Source organism: Streptomyces filipinensis, from assembly GCF_014649495.1.
Lineage (GTDB): Bacteria > Actinomycetota > Actinomycetes > Streptomycetales > Streptomycetaceae > Streptomyces > Streptomyces filipinensis.
In genome coordinates this window covers 185,374-202,858 of sequence record NZ_BMTD01000012.1, presented here as the reverse complement: position 1 = coordinate 202,858, position 17,485 = coordinate 185,374, and the positions used below count along the sequence as shown (strand labels likewise).

The 17,485-nt window shown below is 72.4% G+C and carries 13 protein-coding genes and 1 riboswitch; of the genes, 10 read left to right on the top strand and 3 right to left on the bottom strand.

Annotated features, from left to right (window positions below; genetic code table 11):
- The first annotated feature begins 2 nt into the window (after positions 1 to 2).
- From ispG to IE244_RS26010, 5 genes are all read left to right on the top strand, one after another.
- Positions 3 to 1,136, top strand: coding sequence for a flavodoxin-dependent (E)-4-hydroxy-3-methylbut-2-enyl-diphosphate synthase (ispG, locus tag IE244_RS26030; RefSeq protein ID WP_191875996.1), 1,134 nt, complete (start codon positions 3 to 5; stop codon positions 1,134 to 1,136).
- A 35-nt stretch (positions 1,137 to 1,171) separates the two neighbouring features.
- Complete coding sequence (gene dxs, locus IE244_RS26025) at positions 1,172 to 3,070, top strand: 1-deoxy-D-xylulose-5-phosphate synthase (RefSeq protein ID WP_191875995.1); 1,899 nt, start codon at positions 1,172 to 1,174, stop codon at positions 3,068 to 3,070.
- Positions 3,067 to 4,452 carry an aspartate aminotransferase family protein gene (locus IE244_RS26020; RefSeq protein WP_191875994.1) on the top strand — a complete coding sequence of 462 codons (1,386 nt, stop codon included), beginning with the start codon at positions 3,067 to 3,069 and terminating at the stop codon, positions 4,450 to 4,452. Before dxs ends, IE244_RS26020 begins: the two co-directional genes overlap by 4 nt.
- 133 nt (positions 4,453 to 4,585) lie before the next feature.
- Positions 4,586 to 5,209, top strand: coding sequence for a helix-turn-helix domain-containing protein (locus tag IE244_RS26015; RefSeq protein WP_191875993.1), 624 nt, complete (start codon positions 4,586 to 4,588; stop codon positions 5,207 to 5,209).
- Entirely contained in the window at positions 5,206 to 5,328 is a 123-nt protein-coding gene (locus IE244_RS26010) for a DUF6126 family protein (protein WP_037685801.1), read from the top strand. The genes IE244_RS26015 and IE244_RS26010 overlap by 4 nt, the downstream gene beginning before the upstream one ends.
- A gap of 49 nt (positions 5,329 to 5,377) precedes the next feature.
- Here the strand turns inward: IE244_RS26010 and IE244_RS26005 are convergent, their stop codons facing one another.
- Complete coding sequence (locus IE244_RS26005; RefSeq protein WP_191875992.1) at positions 5,378 to 6,175, bottom strand: tyrosine-protein phosphatase; 798 nt, start codon at positions 6,173 to 6,175, stop codon at positions 5,378 to 5,380.
- Positions 6,176 to 6,348: 173 nt separating this feature from the next.
- Here IE244_RS26005 and IE244_RS26000 point away from each other — a divergent pair, with 173 nt between their 5' ends.
- The 3 genes from IE244_RS26000 to IE244_RS25990 all read left to right on the top strand — a co-directional run bounded on the left by IE244_RS26000 (position 6,349) and on the right by IE244_RS25990 (position 10,840).
- Positions 6,349 to 8,421, top strand: a complete 2,073-nt coding sequence (locus IE244_RS26000; protein ID WP_191876086.1) for an alpha-galactosidase — start codon at positions 6,349 to 6,351, stop codon at positions 8,419 to 8,421.
- Positions 8,422 to 8,731: 310 nt separating this feature from the next.
- Positions 8,732 to 8,884, top strand: a riboswitch (cyclic di-AMP (ydaO/yuaA leader).
- A gap of 4 nt (positions 8,885 to 8,888) precedes the next feature.
- A complete protein-coding gene (locus tag IE244_RS25995; protein ID WP_191875991.1) occupies positions 8,889 to 9,839 on the top strand; it encodes a M23 family metallopeptidase in 951 nt (316 codons plus the stop codon).
- Between the two features lie 215 nt (positions 9,840 to 10,054).
- On the top strand, positions 10,055 to 10,840 hold the full coding sequence (locus IE244_RS25990; RefSeq protein ID WP_191875990.1) for an SGNH/GDSL hydrolase family protein: 786 nt from the start codon (positions 10,055 to 10,057) through the stop codon (positions 10,838 to 10,840).
- Positions 10,841 to 10,893: 53 nt separating this feature from the next.
- On the opposite strand, the gene IE244_RS25985 is transcribed toward IE244_RS25990, so the two are convergent.
- Together IE244_RS25985 and IE244_RS25980 are read right to left on the bottom strand one after the other, a co-directional pair.
- The gene (locus IE244_RS25985; RefSeq protein WP_191875989.1) at positions 10,894 to 11,508 is read right to left on the bottom strand and encodes a TetR/AcrR family transcriptional regulator; all 615 of its coding nucleotides are present in this window, start codon (positions 11,506 to 11,508) and stop codon (positions 10,894 to 10,896) included.
- Between the two features lie 106 nt (positions 11,509 to 11,614).
- Positions 11,615 to 12,799, bottom strand: coding sequence for a Glu/Leu/Phe/Val dehydrogenase dimerization domain-containing protein (locus tag IE244_RS25980; RefSeq protein WP_191875988.1), 1,185 nt, complete (start codon positions 12,797 to 12,799; stop codon positions 11,615 to 11,617).
- A 392-nt stretch (positions 12,800 to 13,191) separates the two neighbouring features.
- Here IE244_RS25980 and IE244_RS25975 point away from each other — a divergent pair, with 392 nt between their 5' ends.
- Positions 13,192 to 14,358: an MBL fold metallo-hydrolase gene (locus tag IE244_RS25975; protein ID WP_191875987.1), complete on the top strand. Its 1,167-nt coding sequence runs from the start codon at positions 13,192 to 13,194 to the stop codon at positions 14,356 to 14,358.
- Positions 14,359 to 14,878: 520 nt separating this feature from the next.
- The gene (locus IE244_RS25970) at positions 14,879 to 17,407 is read left to right on the top strand and encodes an ATP-binding protein (protein WP_191875986.1); all 2,529 of its coding nucleotides are present in this window, start codon (positions 14,879 to 14,881) and stop codon (positions 17,405 to 17,407) included.
- Positions 17,408 to 17,485: the final 78 nt, after the last annotated feature.

Genomic DNA, 17,485 nt, shown 5'->3' with positions numbered 1-17,485 from the left:
CGATGACCGCCGTCCCCTTGGGCGTTCCCGGGGTACCGGCCCGTCCGGTCGCGCCGCGGCGTGTGGCGCGGCAGATCCAGGTGGGGCCGGTGGCGGTCGGGGGCGGAGCCCCGGTGTCGGTGCAGTCGATGACGACGACCCGTACGTCGGACATCGGCGCCACCCTGCAGCAGATCGCGGAACTCACCGCGTCCGGCTGTCAGATCGTCCGCGTCGCCTGCCCCACGCAGGACGACGCGGACGCCCTCGCCACCATCGCGCGCAAGTCGCAGATCCCGGTGATCGCGGACATCCATTTCCAGCCGAAGTACGTCTTCGCGGCCATCGAGGCCGGCTGCGCGGCGGTCCGGGTGAACCCGGGCAACATCAAGAAGTTCGACGACCAGGTGAAGGAGATCGCGCGCGCCGCCAAGGACCACGGCACGCCGATCCGGATCGGCGTCAACGCCGGTTCACTGGACCGGCGGCTGCTGCGGAAGCACGGCAGGGCGACCCCGCAGGCGCTGGTCGAGAGCGCGCTGTGGGAGGCCTCGCTCTTCGAGGAGCACGACTTCCGGGACATCAAGATCTCCGTGAAGCACAACGACCCGGTCGTGATGATCGAGGCGTACCGCCAGCTCGCCGAGGAGTGCGACTACCCCCTGCACCTGGGGGTGACCGAGGCCGGCCCGGCCTTCCAGGGGACGGTCAAGTCGGCCGTGGCCTTCGGCGCGTTGCTGTCCCAGGGGATCGGCGACACGATCCGTGTCTCGCTGAGCGCACCGCCGGCGGAGGAGGTCAAGGTCGGCATCCAGATCCTGCAGTCGCTGGGGCTGCGGCAGCGGCGTCTGGAGATCGTCTCCTGCCCCTCCTGCGGCCGGGCCCAGGTGGACGTCTACAAGCTCGCCGAGGAGGTCACGGCGGGCCTGGAGGGCATGGAAGTGCCGCTCCGGGTCGCGGTGATGGGGTGTGTGGTCAACGGCCCCGGCGAGGCCCGTGAGGCCGACCTCGGAGTTGCCTCGGGCAACGGGAAGGGGCAGATCTTCGTCAAGGGCGAGGTCGTCAAGACCGTCCCCGAGTCGAAGATCGTCGAGACCCTCATCGAAGAGGCCATGAAGCTCGCCGAGCGGACGAGCCCCGCAGACCAGATGAGTTGAGGCACAGCACGGCACGGACCGAGAGGGGGCCCAGCGTGACCATTCTGGAGAACATCCGGGGACCACGCGACCTGAAGGCGCTGTCCGAGGCGGAACTCGGCGAACTGTCCGAGGAGATACGTGAGTTCCTGGTGCACGCGGTGTCGAGAACCGGTGGTCACCTCGGGCCCAATCTGGGCGTGGTGGAACTGTCCGTCGCGCTCCACCGGGTCTTCGAGTCACCGGCCGACCGCATCCTGTGGGACACCGGCCATCAGAGCTACGTCCACAAGCTGCTGACCGGGCGTCAGGACTTCTCCAAGCTGCGGGGCAAGGGCGGCCTGTCCGGCTACCCCTCGCGCGAGGAGTCCAAGCACGACGTCATCGAGAACAGCCACGCCTCCACCGCGCTCGGCTGGGCCGACGGCCTGGCCAAGGCCAACCAGGTGCAGGGCGACAAGGGCCATGTGGTCGCGGTCATCGGCGACGGCGCGCTGACCGGCGGCATGGCCTGGGAGGCGCTGAACAACATCGCGGCGGCCAAGGACCGGCCGCTGATCATCGTCGTCAACGACAACGAACGCTCCTACGCCCCGACCATCGGCGGCCTCGCCAACCACCTGGCCACCCTGCGCACCACCGACGGCTACGAGAAGGTCCTGGCGTGGGGCAAGGACGTCCTCCTGAGGACACCCGTGGTCGGCAACACCCTCTACGAGTCCCTGCACGGCGCGAAGAAGGGCTTCAAGGACGCCTTCGCCCCGCAGGGCATGTTCGAGGACCTGGGCCTGAAGTACCTCGGCCCGATCGACGGGCACGACATCGGCGCGGTCGAGTCGGCACTGCGCCGCGCGAAGCGCTTCCACGGCCCCGTCCTGGTGCACTGTCTCACGGAGAAGGGGCGCGGCTACGAGCCGGCCCTCAACCACGAGGAGGACCACTTCCACACCGTCGGCGTGATGGACCCGCTGACCTGCGCACCGCTCAGCCCCTCCAGCGGGCCGTCCTGGACCTCCGTGTTCGGTGACGAGATCGTGCGGATCGGCGAGGAACGCGACGACGTCGTCGCCATCACGGCGGCCATGCTGCACCCGGTCGGCCTCGGCGCGTTCGCCGAGCGCTTCCCCGACCGCGTGTGGGACGTGGGCATCGCCGAACAGCACGCGGCCGTCTCGGCGGCCGGCCTCGCCACCGGCGGGCTGCACCCGGTCGTGGCCGTCTACGCCACCTTCCTCAACCGCGCCTTCGACCAGCTGCTGATGGACGTCGCCCTGCACCGCTGCGGGGTCACCTTCGTCCTGGACCGGGCCGGTGTCACCGGCGTCGACGGGGCCTCCCACAACGGCATGTGGGACATGTCCGTCCTGCAGGTCGTCCCCGGCCTCAGGATCGCCGCGCCACGCGACGCCGGCCAGCTGCGCGCCCAGCTGCGCGAGGCCGTGGCCGTCGACGACGCGCCCACCCTGGTCCGCTTCCCGAAGGAGTCGGTCGGCCCGGACATCCCCGCGCTCGACCGCGTCGGCGGCATGGACGTCCTGCACCGCGCCGAACGCCCCGAGGTGCTGCTGGTGTCCGTCGGCGTGATGGCGCCGGTGTGCCTGAAGGCCGCCGACCTGCTGGAGGCGCGCGGCATCCCCTGCACGGTGGTCGACCCGCGGTGGGTCAAGCCCGTCGACCCCGCGCTGCCGGACCTCGCCGCCGGACACCGGCTGGTGGCCGTGGTGGAGGACAACAGCCGTTCCGCGGGTGTCGGTTCCGCCGTGGAGCTGGCCCTCGGTGACGCCGATGTGGACGTGCCGGTACGGCGGTTCGGCATCCCGGAGCAGTTCCTCGCGCACGCCAAGCGCGCCGAGGTGCTGGCCGACATCGGTCTCACGCCCGTCGAGATCGCCGGGCGGATCAGCGCGAGCCTGGCCGTCAAGGACACGGGCGGCCCAGCCAAGGAGAGTGAATGAGCACGGAGTTCGACCTCGGCGCCCTCCTCGCCGAGCGCGGAGCCGAACGCTACGAGCTGCACACCAGGTACCTCAACCCGCAGCTCCCGCGCATGCTGCACACCATCGGCTTCGACAAGGTCTACGAGCGGGCCGAGGGTGCCCACTTCTTCGACGCGGACGGCAACGACCACCTGGACATGCTCGCCGGGTTCGGCGTGATGGGCCTCGGCCGCCACCACCCGGTCGTCCGCAAGGCCCTGCACGACGTGCTCGACCTCGACCTCGCCGACCTCACCCGCTTCGACTGCCAGCCGCTGCCGGGACTGCTCGCCGAACGCCTCCTGACCCACAGCCCGCACCTGGACCGGGTGTTCTTCGGCAACAGCGGCACGGAGGCCGTCGAGACGGCCCTGAAGTTCGCCCGGTACGCCACCGGCAGGCCCCGCGTCCTCTACTGCGACCACGCCTTCCACGGCCTGACCACCGGCTCCCTGTCGGTCAACGGCGAGAGCGGATTCCGGGACGGCTTCGCCCCGCTGCTGCCCGACACGCCCGTACCCCTCGGAGATCTCGACGCCCTCGCCCGGGAGTTGAAGAAGGGCGACGTGGCCGCCCTGATCGTGGAGCCGATCCAGGGCAAGGGCGTGCACGAGGCACCGCCCGGCTATCTGCGCGCCGCGCAGGAACTGCTGCACCGGCACAAGGCGCTGCTCATCGCCGACGAGGTGCAGACCGGTCTCGGCCGTACCGGCGACTTCTACGCCTACCAGCACGAGGACGGCGTCGAACCCGACCTGGTGTGCGTGGCCAAGGCCCTGTCCGGCGGGTACGTCCCGGTCGGGGCCACCCTCGGCAGGGACTGGATCTTCAAGAAGGTCTACTCGTCCATGGACCGCGTGCTGGTCCACTCGGCGAGCTTCGGCGCCAACGCCCAGGCGATGGCGTGCGGCCTCGCCGTGCTGTCGGTCATGGAGAACGAGCAGATCGTCGCGGGCGTCCGCACCACCGGGGAACTGCTGAAGTCCCGGCTGGCCGCGCTGATCGACCGGTACGAGCTGCTGGCCGACGTCCGCGGCCGGGGCCTGATGATCGGCATCGAGTTCGGCCGGCCCTCCTCGCTGAAGCTGCGCGGCCGCTGGACCATGCTGCAGGCCGCCCGTAAGGGCCTGTTCGCGCAGATGGTCGTCGTACCGCTGCTGCAGCGGCACCGGATCCTCACCCAGGTCTCCGGCGACCACCTGGAGGTGATCAAGCTGATCCCGCCGCTGATCATCGACGAGGCGGACGTCGACCGGTTCGTGGCCGCCTTCACCGCCGTGATGGACGACGCCCACAGCGGCGGCGGCCTGATGTGGGACTTCGGCAAGACCCTGATCAAGCAGGCGGTGGCGGGCCGCTGACCCTGCCGGGCCCCGGCCCTGGAGGTCCACGGCCGGCCGATGCCCCGGTCGGCGTGGTGGGCGTCCATGGCGCGGTTTTTGCCTCACGGGCAAGAAAATTGCCGCACAGGCAAGAATCGGGCTCAATGGAGGCATGAACGCCTCAGAAGCCGGCCCGGCGGCGGGCCCGGGCGACGAACTGCCGTCGGTCGCTCCGCAACTGCGCGGACTGCGCCGCCGTTCCGGCCTCACGCTGGAGGCCGCGGCCCGCGCCGCCGGACTCTCACCGGCCCATCTGTCCCGGCTGGAGACCGGGCAGCGGCAGCCGTCGCTGCCGATGCTGCTGGCCCTCGCCCGTATCTACGGTACGACCGTCTCCGAACTCCTGGGCGAGAGGGTCGCCGACCGGGACGCGATCGTGCGGGCCGGTGACATGGAGCCGGTCCGGGCGGGCGGCTGGACGTACTTCCAGGCCGGGGCTCCGGGCCGCGGCATGCAGGCCCTGCGCGTGCGCGTGCCGTACGGCTCGCAGGGCGACATCGTGCGCGTCCACCCGGGCGAGGAGTGGGTCTACGTCCTCGGGGGCCGGCTGCGGCTGCGCCTCGGAGACGCCACGCACCTGCTCGCGCCCGGCGACAGCGCGCACTTCGACTCGCTCACCCCGCACCGCCTCGCCGCCGAGGACCACGACGGCGTCGAGCTGCTGTTCGTCCACACCCTGCTGCAGAGCCCCACGGCCACGCTGTGCCTGGGGCCGCTGACCGGAGAGCTGCCATGAGCAACTTCGAGGAGAAGTTCCCCCGTTCCCTGTGGATCCGACTGATCATCTACATCGCCCTCGGCCACGTCCTGGCCGCGTTCCTCTTCCTGCTGTTCGCGGTGGGCGCGAAGAGCTGACGGGGCGGCCGGCCGGGGCGGAGCGGCAGCCGGTGCCGGCGTCGTCCGCTCAGTCCAGCAGGCGCTCGCGCAGCCGGTCGCGGGCCGCCGGGGTGAGGCCGAGGCCCTGCTCCAGGTAGGCGTCCGCCCCGCCCCAGGTCTGCTCGATGGTCTCGAAGGCCGCCTGGAGGTACTCGGCGCGGGCGTCGAAGAGCGGGCTCAGCAGCTCCATGACCTCCGGGGTGTACGCGGTCTCCGCGCTGCCGCTGCGGCGGACCTTGTAGCGCCGGTGCTTGGCGTTGGACTCCAGGTAGTCGGCGATGATCGCCTCGCGCTCCACGCCCAGCGCCAGCAGCGTCACGGCGATCGAGATGCCCGCGCGGTCCTTGCCCGCCGCACAGTGCATCAGGGCGGGCACACTGTCCTCGGCGAGCGCGCCCAGCACCCGGGAGTGCTCGGCGGTGCGCTCCTTGACGATCGTCCGGTACGAGGCGACCATCCGGGCCGCGCCCTTGCCGTCGGAGAGGATCCCGCGCAGCTGGTCGAGGTCGCCGTCGCGGACCATCTTCCAGAACTCGGCGCCGTCCGCCGGGTCGCTCAGCGGCAGGTTCACGTTCCGCACCCCGGGCAGCTCGACGTCCGGGCCCTCCAGCTTCTGGTCGGCCGCGTTGCGGAAGTCGAAGATCGTGTGCAGGCCCAGGGAGGTGAGGAAGGACGCGTCGTCCTTTGTGGCGTGCGCGAGGTGGCCGCTGCGGAACAGCACCCCGTGCCGGACCCTGCGCCCGTCCACGGTCGGCAGCCCGCCCACGTCACGGAAATTGCGCACTCCGGCCAGCTCCGGCTCGGTCGACGGGACCTGCTGCGTCACGGGGGCTCCTTGCGGTCGGACCCCGCCGTCGCGGCTCGTCGGCGGGCGCTCTGTCGACCATACGACATCGGTTTCCTCGGGCAAGGAGTTGTCCACAGGGCATTGTCACCGGCGTCCACCCGGCCGATGATGTTGGCACTTGAGCGGATCTGTTGACACCTGTGAGGTCTTACGTGGTGGACATCGCCGAAGACGGTCGTACCTGGCTCCTCTCGGGGCCCACCAGCGGCTACGCCCTGCATCTGACCGACGCGGACGAGCTGCTCCACCTGCACTGGGGGCCCCGCATCGCCCTCGCGGACGCACAAGCCCTGGCCGAGGACCCGTTGCCCGGCTACTGGCCCTTCGAGTCCCCGCTCGACGGCCGCGAGGAGTACCCCGTCGAGGGCGGCCCCCGCTTCGTCCGCCCCGCTCTGTCGGTGCGCACCGCCCAGCGCCGCGGCACGGAGTGGACCTTCCAGGCGTACGACACGGAGGGCGACGAACTGCGGCTGCGCTTCGACGACGACGGCCTCGCCGTCACCCTGCACTACCGGATGCGCGACGACGTCGTGGAGCGCTGGGTGACCGTGGAGAACGGCGGGCACGCGCGCGTCGAGCTGCTGCGGACCGACGCCGCCACCTGGACCCTGCCCGACCGCGAGGGCTGGCGGCTGTCCCAGTTGCACGGCCGCTGGGCCGCCGAGTCCCGCCTCACCACCGCCCCGCTCACCTACGGCGAGAAGGTCGTCGGCAGCCGCCGCGGCCACACCGGCCACCAGCACCTGCCCTGGGTGGCACTGGACACCGACGCCACCGAGGAGCACGGCGAGGTCTACGGCTGCGCGCTCGGCTGGTCCGGCTCCTGGCGTATCGCCGTCGCCCAGCTCCCGGACGCGCGCGTGCAGATCACCGGCGGCGCCGGCTACGACGACTCGGGGCTGCTGCTCCTGGAGCCGGGGGAGTCGTACACCACCCCGGTCTTCGCGGGCCTGTGGAGCGCCGGCGGCTTCGGCGGCGCGAGCCGCGCCTGGCACGCCTACCAGCGTGAGCACGTGATCCCGGACGCCGGGCGTGACCGGCCGGTCCTGTTCAACTCCTGGGAGGCGACGAACTTCGACATCTCCGAGGAGCAGCAGCTCGCGCTCGCCCGCCGGGCCGCCGAGATCGGCGTGGAGCTGTTCGTCGTGGACGACGGCTGGTTCGGCGCCCGGACCAGCGACCGCGCGGGCCTCGGCGACTGGACCCCCAACCCCGACCGCTTCCCGCACGGCCTGAAGCCCCTCGCCGACCAGGTGCACGGCCTCGGCATGCGCTTCGGCATCTGGGTCGAGCCCGAGATGGTCAACCCGGACAGCGACCTGTACCGCGCGCACCCCGACTGGGTGCAGTACCAACCGGGACGGAAGCGGACAGAACTGCGCAATCAGCTGGTCCTCAACCTCGCCCGCGAGGACGTCCAGGACTACCTGTGGGAGCGGCTGGACACCCTGCTGTCCAGTGCGCCGGTCGACTATGTGAAGTGGGACTTCAACCGCTGCTTCACCGACGCCGGCTGGCCCGGCGAGCCGTACCCGCAGCGCCTGTGGGTGGACCACGTCCGCGCCCTGTACGCCCTGCTGGACCGGCTGCGCGCGGCCCATCCCGGCGTCGCCTTCGAGTCCTGCTCGGGCGGGGGCGGGCGGATCGACCTCGGGGTCATGAGCCGCACCGACCAGGTGTGGACCTCCGACAACACCGACCCGCTGGACCGGCTCGCCATCCAGCACGGTTTCAGCCAGGTCCACCCCGCCACGGTCATGGCCGCCTGGGTCACCGACAGTCCGAACACCCAGCTCAACGGGCGGGTCAGCTCCCTTCGGTTCCGCTTCGTCAGCGCCATGGCGGGCGTCCTCGGGGTCGGCGGTGACCTCACCGGGTGGACCGGTCAGGAGCTGGCCGAGGCTCGGCGGTGGGTCGGTCTCTACAAGGAGATCCGCCCGGTCGTCCAGCAGGGCGAGCTGTACCGGCTGCGGCCTCCGGCCGGCGGTCTGAGCGCCGTGCAGTACGTCCTGGGTGAGGAGGCGGTGGTCCTCGCCTGGCTCCAGGCGCAGAGCCACGGCGAGCCCGTACCGGCGCTGCGTCTGCGCGGCCTCGACCCGACGGCGTCGTACGAATGCCGCGAAACGGGTGATGTGCATCGAGGTGCCGTGCTCCTCCATCACGGGCTGCGTACCGGGCTCAAGGGTGACCTGGATGCAAAGGTTCTCCAGCTACGTCGTATCTGACCCCTCTGTCCGAATTGGCGCCTTCATTCCAACTCGCCACGGAATAAGGACACCTGGCATGGTGCGCGTGAGGAGGGTCATATTCGTGACCCTGCGTCGTGCGTCATGTTCACGTAATCTCCACGATGGAAAGGGAAATTGAAAGAACACGGGAGACGGGAATACACGGAGGGTGACCGAGAATTCCCGCATGCGATCTCCGGAAAGGCGAACGGCGGGAACCGGCTCCTTGTTTCCCCGCGTCTTGCTCCCTTACGTTCGCCACCGATCCGGACGGAACGCCGAATCCTGCCGCCGCCCGGAGTCCCACACACTTGACCCGCTTTCGGCAGGAGCGGGGGACCCACCAGGTACGACTGCCTGTCCGGTCTCCGCGACAGGCTCGGGGTGAAGCCGTGCGCGCACGGCCGGGCGACTCCCGTCCGAACCCGACAGCTCACCTCGCAGGCGTGGGAGAGGAATGCGCCATGCCTGGTAAGGGCAAGCACCGACGCCCCAAGACCCCGCGTTTTTCCCGCTCGATCGCCGTTGCCGGAACCGGTGGCGCCGCCCTGGCCCTCCCGCTCATCGGAACCACGGGGGCGCATGCCGCCGGCACCACGCAGTCCGTCTCCGCACAGGCCGTGCAGTCCCTCCAGGCCCCGGTGAAGAAGGCCGCCGCGCAGCCGGACTCCCGCCTGGGCGCCTACACGGTGAAGCCCGGCGACTGCCTCTCCGAGATCGCCTACGAGCACCACGTGTCCGGCGGCTGGCACCGCCTCTACGGCGACAACCGGCAGGCCGTCGGCGACGACCCGTCGCTGATCCACCCGGGTCTGAAGCTCGCGCTCGGCCGGCCGGCCGCACCGAGCCGCACCGAGGCGGCCACCCCGAGCCGTCCGTCGGCCGCCTCGCACTCCTCGCGGGCCTCGCACTCTTCGCACGCCTCGCGCGCCGCGCACTCCTCCGCGTCCCAGGCCGCCCCGGCGACCGGGACCTCCGGCGCCGCCACCGGGGCGGCCGCCTCCACCGGATTCACCCTCCCGGTCACCGGCGCCACCCTCGGCACCGGCTACCACGTGGCCGGCGGAATGTGGGCCAGTGGCCACCACACGGGCGTCGACTTCGTCGTCCCGACCGGCACCCCGGTCAAGGCCGTCGCCGCGGGCACGGTCGTCTCCGCCGGCTGGGGTGGCGCGTACGGCAACCAGGTCGTCATCAGGCTGGACGACGGCCACTACGCGCAGTACGGCCACCTCTCCCAGCTCTCCGTCCGGGCCGGGCAGACCGTGACCGAGGGGCAGCAGGTCGGACTGTCGGGCGCCACCGGCAACGTCACCGGCCCGCACCTGCACTTCGAGATCCGGACCACCCCGGACTACGGCTCCGACATCGACCCGGTGGGCTACCTCCGCGAGCACGGCGTCGCCGTCGTCTGACGCCCCCCGAACCACCTGCCTGACACGCCGCCGAAGGCCGGACCCACGATCCCCGGGTCCGGCCTTCGGTGTGTTCGCCTTATTCCGGATTGGCAAATCATTTAAGGGTGTCTTATCTCACCGTTCGTCAACCCCCGCCTACGGTCGCGTAAGTCACATCCCAGGGTGAATCATGGTCCGATGTGGCAGACGATTCGAAGAATGACAAAAAATCAGTGATCGGGTCGTACGTGGCGGTGGGGGACAGCTTCACCGAGGGCGTCGGCGACCCCGGGCCCGACGGGGCGTTCGTGGGCTGGGCCGACCGCTTCGCGGTCCTGCTCGCCGACCGGCGGCCCGAGGGCGACTTCAAGTACACCAATCTCGCGGTGCGCGGGAAACTGCTCGACCAGATCGTGCAGGACCAGCTCCCGCAGGCCGTCGAACTCGCCCCGGACCTGGTCTCCTTCTGCGCGGGCGGCAACGACATCATCCGCCCCGGCACCGACCCGGACGAGGTGGCCGAGCGCTTCGAGCGCGCCGTCGCCCGGCTGGCCGAGGCCGCCGGCACGGTGATGGTCACGACCGGCTTCGACACCCGTGGCGTCCCCGTGCTCAAGCATCTGCGCGGCAAGATCGCCACCTACAACGGGCACGTCCGCGCCATCGCGGACCGGTACGGCTGCCCGGTGCTCGACCTGTGGTCCCTGAAGTCGGTTCAGGACCGCAGGGCGTGGGACAGCGACCGGCTCCACCTCTCGCCCGAGGGGCACACGCGCGTGGCGCTGCGCGCCGGCCAGGCCCTCGGCCTCGACGTCCCGGCCGACCCGGAGCAGCCGTGGCCGCCGCAGCCGCCCCGGGGCACGCTGGAGATCCGCCGCGACGACGTCCAGTGGGCCCGCGAGTTCCTGGTCCCGTGGATCGGCCGCCGCCTGCGCGGCGAGTCCTCCGGCGACCATGTCACCGCGAAGGGAACCCTGTCCCCGGACGACATCAAGCTGCGCATCACCTCGGTGGCCTGACGACCGCCCCATGCCCCGCACCGCAGACACCGCGGTGCGGGGCATGGCGGCCGCTAGCGTTCGGTCAACGCCTTCCGGTCCAGGCCCAGTTCCCGGGCCAGGGCGTCGTCGGCCCATTCCTGCGCACGTGTCCGCGGCACCGCTCCCGGGTACGACGTCAGCTGCACCGCCAGCCCGTCCAGCAGCGCGGTCAGGCGCAGCGCGGTGCCGGCCGGGTCGGCGCAGGCGAACTCACCGGCCGCCACGCCCTCGGCGATGACCTCGGTGATCGCCGCCTTCCACTGCCTGTCCAGGTCCCGCGTGACCTCCCGCAGGGCGGGCTCGCGCAGGGCCACGGCCCAGCCCTCGATCCACAGCCGCCAGCCCTTGGCCTGCCCGGTCGGCGCGTACCAGCGCACCGCGGACCGCAGCCGGCGCAGCGCCGACGTCCGCCGTCCCAGCAGCTTGCGCAGATGCGTGAGATCGTCCTCGGCCGCGTAGGTGAACGCCTCGGCGACCAGCTTCTCCTTGGTCGAGAAGTGGTACAGCACCAGCGCGTTGCTCACCCCGAGCGCCGCCGCCACGTCGGCGATCCTCACCGCCGCCACGCCCCGCGCCTCGATCTGCCCGATGGCGGCCCGCAGCAGCTCCTCCCGCCGCTCGGCCACGCTCAACCGCACTCTCGCCACGCGCTCACCCTACACAGCCGCCCGGACATGCGCCGACGGCCAGTCGGCACCCCCGCTCCGCCGGAACGACGACCCCTCGCTACTGACTGATCATTCAGTCAGGACGTCAGCGGTACCACCCGAAGCGGTCCGCGATCACCGGCAACCGGTCGGCCGCCAGGGCGTGGGCGGCCGCGCGCGGGGTCGTACCGTCGGCGTCCGCCCGGTCGAGCACCAGTCCGACCAGGGTGCGCAGGGAACGCCGGATGTGCGCGAACGCCTCGTCGGCGTCGGCGCCGATGTCGCCGAACAGGGTCCACCACCACCAGGCGTTCGTGGCGGAGTTGACCACCACGTCCGGCAGCACGGTCACCCCGCGCGCCGCCAGCAGCCGTTCCGCCTCGGGCACCACGGGCATGTTGGCGGCCTCGGCGATCCAGCGCGCGCGGATCCGCTCCTGGTCGCCGGTGCCGATCGCGTACGACACCGCGGCCGGGACGAGCACCTCCGCGTCGGCGGACAGCCAGGCGTCGCCGGGCAGTTCGCGGTCACCGGGGCGCAGGACGCGGCGGTCGACGGTGCCGTAGGCGTCCCGCGCGGCCAGCAGAGTCTCGACGTCGAGCCCCGCCGGATTGGCGATCGTGCCCTTGACGTCGGCGATCGCGACCACCGTCAGCCCCGCCCGGGCGAGGAAGCGGGCGGTGGCCCCGCCCATCGTGCCGAGCCCCTGCACGGCCACCCGGGTGCCCGCGTACGGCACCGCCGCCCGGTCCAGCGCCGTGAGCACCGACTCGGCGACCCCGCAGCCGCCGGCCAGCTCGTCCAGGCCGATGCCGTCCACCACGACCGCGAAGGCGTCCGCGAGCCGCTCGCGGGCGGTCGCCTCGTCGTCGAGCAGCGGGTACACCGCCTGGACGGAGGAGACCAGGCCCGCCTCGGCGGCCGCGCGGTCGACCAGGTCCTGGGTGAGGCCGAGGTCCTCACCGGTGGTCCAGAGGTTCTCGACGTACGGCCGCATGGCACGCAGATAGCGCACGAGGAGCCCGTACGCCTCCGGGTCCCGGGGGTCGCAGTCGACGCCGCCCTTGGCGCCGCCCAGGGGGACGTAGCGGGCCTCGGGGTCGTAGTGCAGGGCCTCCTTCACCGTCATGCCGCGGGCGAGCCCCGCGACCTCCTCCAGGGTGCAGCCGGGCCGCATCCGCAGCCCGCCGCTGGCCACGCCGCGCACCAGCCGGTCCACGACGAGGAATCCCCGACGGCCGGTGACGTGATCGGTCCAGACGAGCGACATCAGGGGAGTCGGGGCGGTCATGGGGGTCTCCTCGGGGACGGTGATCAGGGTGGGGCGGGGCCGGTCGAGGCCCTCGGTGAGGGGGCGCGGCGGTCTGACGGGACCGCACGCGCGCGTGCCGTGACCGCCGCGGGCGCCGGCCGGGGCGGAGCTCGACCGGCTCGGTGGGGAGGGCGGACGCGGTGTCTCCGGGGCGGCCTCGGACGAGGGGGGCGGCGAAGGGATCCGGGCAGAGCACGGCATGATCGCTTTACTGAACCGTGAGTCAGTATTCGGGGCGGCTCCGCGCCTGTCAACGTGCTGAACGACGGTTCAGTGGGCCGGGCTGGGGCCGCAGGGACACCCCGGGCGTCCGGGGCTGTCGGGGGGTCCGACCATAATGGGGAGCCTCACCCACTCCACCGGGAGGTACCGTGACCGGACTGCGTTCCTCGAGCTCCGGGCTCCGCGCGCTGCGGCCGGCGGCCTTCGGCGCGGATCCGGGCGGTGAGCGCCTGGCACGCATCCGCCGCTCCCCCCACTTCAAGGACGGCGTCTTCCAGAACCCGGGCGGTCCGGCGCGCACCCGGCCCTCCGGTTCCACGCTGGACCTCGCCAAGGTGTTCCTCGACAAGGACACCCGGCCCCTGCGCGCCCCGAAGGGCACCGTCCCGGTGCACCCCACGACCTTCGCCGACCTGGCCAAGGCGCCCGCCACCGGACTGCGGCTGACCTGGATGGGCCACTCCAGCGTCCTCGCGGAGATCGACGGCCACCGCGTGCTGTTCGACCCCGTCTGGGGCGAGCGCTGCTCCCCGTTCCCCTTCGCCGGCCCGAGGCGGCTGCACCCGGTGCCGCTGCCGGTGGCCGCGCTCGGCGAGGTCGACGTGGTCGTCATCTCGCACGACCACTACGACCATCTGGACCTGCCCACGATCAAGGCGCTGGCCGGTACGGACACCGTGTTCGCCGTGCCGCTCGGCGTCGGGGCCCACCTCGAACACTGGGGCGTCTCCCCGGACCGGCTGCGCGAACTGGACTGGCACGAGTCCACCGGGATCGGCGGGCTCACGCTCACCGCCACCCCGGCCCGCCACTTCTGCGGCCGGGGCCTGCGCAACACCCAGCACACCCTCTGGGCGTCCTGGGTCGTCGCGGGCGAGGAGCACCGCATCTACCACAGCGGTGACACGGGCTACTTCGACGGCTTCGGGGACGTCGGCGCCGCCCACGGTCCGTTCGACGCCACGATGATCCAGATCGGCGCGTACAGCGAGTTCTGGCCGGACATCCACATGACCCCCGAGGAGGGCCTGCGGGCCCATCTCGACCTGCAGGGCGGAGCGCCGCACGGCGTGCTGCTGCCGATCCACTGGGGCACGTTCAACCTCGCCCCGCACCCCTGGGCCGAGCCGGGCGAGTGGACGAAGGAAGCGGCCGAGGAGGCCGGCCAGGCGGTGGCCCTGCCCCGCCCCGGCGAGCCCTTCGAGCCCGCGGGCAAGCTCCCGGCGGAGGCCTGGTGGCGCGGCGTGTCGGGGGAGCTCCGGCGCACCTGGCGGTCCGTCGGGGCGTTCGTCGCCGAGCCGCCGAAGCGCGGCTGACGATCCGGCCGGCGACAGCCGGCATCTCAGGGGGAGCCGATCGTGCTCCCCCTGAGTGCTGCCGGGGACCATGACCTCACCCCGGCCATCCAAGGCCAAAGCAAGCACTCTCCGTGACGGCCTGGTGGAGTCGGTGGCCCTCGGGAAGGGCCGGGCTCGTGGGGCGCGCCGTGTGCAGGAGCGCGCGATGCCGGACGGCGGGGTGAAGGCGCAGGAGGCCCGCCCCCGCCCGACTTCCTTTTCTGACCGCTTCTGATCAGGTCATTTCGTCGTGTTTCGATCCGGTCGGCGGGGTCCGGCCGGGTTATCGGTCTGTCGTACGACGCTTCATACCAGAGCGGGACGCTCCTCGGGTGCTTTTGTCAACTGCCCACCGCACATGATGCGCGGGCGACTACTGTGAGTGGCCGTCGCGTCGCGCGGCCGGATCCGCCGGTCCCCCCGCCGACACCGCGATGACGCATGCCCGCCTCGCGCACCGCGTGAGGACCAGGCCCGACGGACCAGTACGAGGACGCAGATGTCTCACCTCCGAGCACCGGCCACCCGCGCCGACCGCCGGGAGGGTGGCCGGCACGGGCGACCGGTCGCCCGGCCCGCTCCCGCACTGCCCGAGAGGCACATACGGCCCCAGCTCATGCGGCTCGCCGTGCTGCCGCCCCTCGCGGTCGCGCTCAGTGCCACCGCCGCGGTCCTCTTCAGCATCCGCTCCGCGGGCACGCCCACCGGGCCCACGCTCTGGGCCGTCCTCGCCGGAGCGGTCACCGTGACCGTCGCCGGCATCCTCATCGCCGCCGTGGCCGCCGACCGCGCCGCCCGCTCGGTGTCCGACCGGGTCGCCGCACTGCGCCGCAGCGCCGCGCGCGGTGAGGCCGACCTGCACGGGCTGGTCGACGCGCTGCGCCAGGGCGAGGCCCCGCCGCAGCGCTCGTCGCGCCGCCGGCCGCCCGCGGACGCCGACGACTTCGACCTCCTCGCCGCCGACCTGGCCCGCGCGCACGACGGCGCCGTCACCGCCGTCGTGCGCGCCGCCCAGCTGTCCAGCCACGCGGGCAACGAACAGAAGCTGGAGGTCTTCGTCAACCTGGCGCGCCGGCTGCAGTCACTCGTGCACCGGGAGATCTCGATCCTCGACGAGCTGGAGAACGAGATCGAGGATCCCGACCTGCTCAAGGGCCTGTTCCACGTGGACCACCTGGCCACCCGCATCCGGCGGCACGCCGAGAACCTCGCCGTGCTCGGCGGTGCCGTCTCCCGGCGCCAGTGGAGCAACCCGGTCAGCATGACCGAGGTCCTGCGCTCCGCCATCGCGGAGGTCGAGCAGTACTCCCGGGTGAAACTCGTGCCGCCCATCGACGGCGAGCTGCGCGGCCACGCGGTCGCCGACGTCATCCATCTGCTCGCCGAACTCATCGAGAACGCCTCGGTGTTCTCCGCGCCGCACACCCAGGTGCTGCTCCGCGCCAACCTCGTCACCTCCGGGCTCGCCGTGGAGGTCGAGGACCGCGGGCTCGGCATGCCCGTCGGCGAACAGAACCGGATGAACGCCCTGCTCGACGACCCCGACCAGGTCAACGTCGCCAGCCTGCTGGCCGACGGCCGCATCGGTCTCTACGTCGTCTCACAGCTCGCCCGGCGGCACGGCATCCATGTGCGGCTGCAGACCAACATCTACGGCGGGGTGCAGGCCGTACTGGTCGTGCCGCAGGCGTTGTTGGGTACGGCGCCCGGAGTGCCCGGCGCGGCCGCCGGGACCGGGACACCCCGGCCGCACGCTCGGGCGGACACCGGCGCGGTGCCCCACGTGCCGCCCCAGGGGCCTGCGCAGGGGCAGGGGTACGCGCAGGGGCATGGACACGCCGTCGGACAGACGCACGGGCCGGGGCAGGCACGTGGGCCCGCGCCCGTGCCGGCGCCGGGAGCGGGGTGCGGCGAGGCGAGCCCCGTGCAGGACGGCACCGGAGCGCGAACCGGGGCCGCCCTGTCCGCTTCCGAGGGCGACGCGGGATCCGCCGCCGGGCAGGCTCCGGTGGCCGGTCGGCACCGCCACGCCCCGCGCGGGAGCGGCGGACACGGCACCGAGAGCGGTGCGGGGAACGGCGACGGCGGACGCGGCGAAGCCGCCCCGGCACCGCTTCCCGTGCGCGGGGCCCGGCAGGAGCGGCGTACCCCCGCCGAGGCCGCGCCCGGCATCAGCGCCGGGGACCGGGCGGCGGTCGAGGCGCACACGGGCATCCTGCCCACGCCGCGCACCGGCACGGTGCGCGGCACCATGAGCAAGCCGCCGCTGCCCCGTCGCCGTGCCCAGGAGCACATCGTCCCCCAGCTGCGAGGTGGACCCGCGCCGCGCCAGGAGGCGGACACCGTCCCGGGCCACGACCCGGGGTTGATGGCGGCCTTCCAGCGCGGGATCGGACTCGCCGAGGCCCAGCAGCACATGGAGAGCCAGGCGCCACCCGCCCTGGACGCCGGCCCCCTGGACTCCGGCCACATGAACTCCAGCGGCTTCCTGGACTCCAGCGCCTTCCTGGACTCCAGCCACCCGGGCTCCGGCCCCATGGACTCAAGCAGCCCCCCGGGCTCAGCCGGCACGGCCTCGGCCCACAGGGACTCGTCCCCCACCCTTTCGGCCCACAGGGCGTCCGCGCACATGGACGCGACGCACATGGACTCCGTCCACCTGGACTCCGTCCACATGGACGCGGCCCCTATGGCAGGCCATCACCTCCGGCCCGTCCCGGTGGAGTTCACCGAGCGGACGCGTCATCCGCAGCAGCCCGGGCACCGGGGCCCAGACCATGCCGGCGCGGACCATATCGGCGCAGAGCACCTGCGCGCGGATCCCCTGGGCACAGGCCCCACGGACTCACACCACCCGGACCCATCCCCCATGGGCACAGACCACAGGGGCTCAGACCACATCGGCCCAGGCCACATGGGCCCGGACCACACCGACCCGACCCCCATATCCCAGCAGCGGGCCCCCGCGCCCGCGTCCGACGGTGCCCGCGGCGTCGGCCGGCCCGACGGGAGCGCCCCGGCCGGCTGACCGCCCGCACCGTACCCACCCCCACCACCCCTGCCCACCACCCCCAGCGCTCCCGCAGATACCTTCCCGTACCCAAGG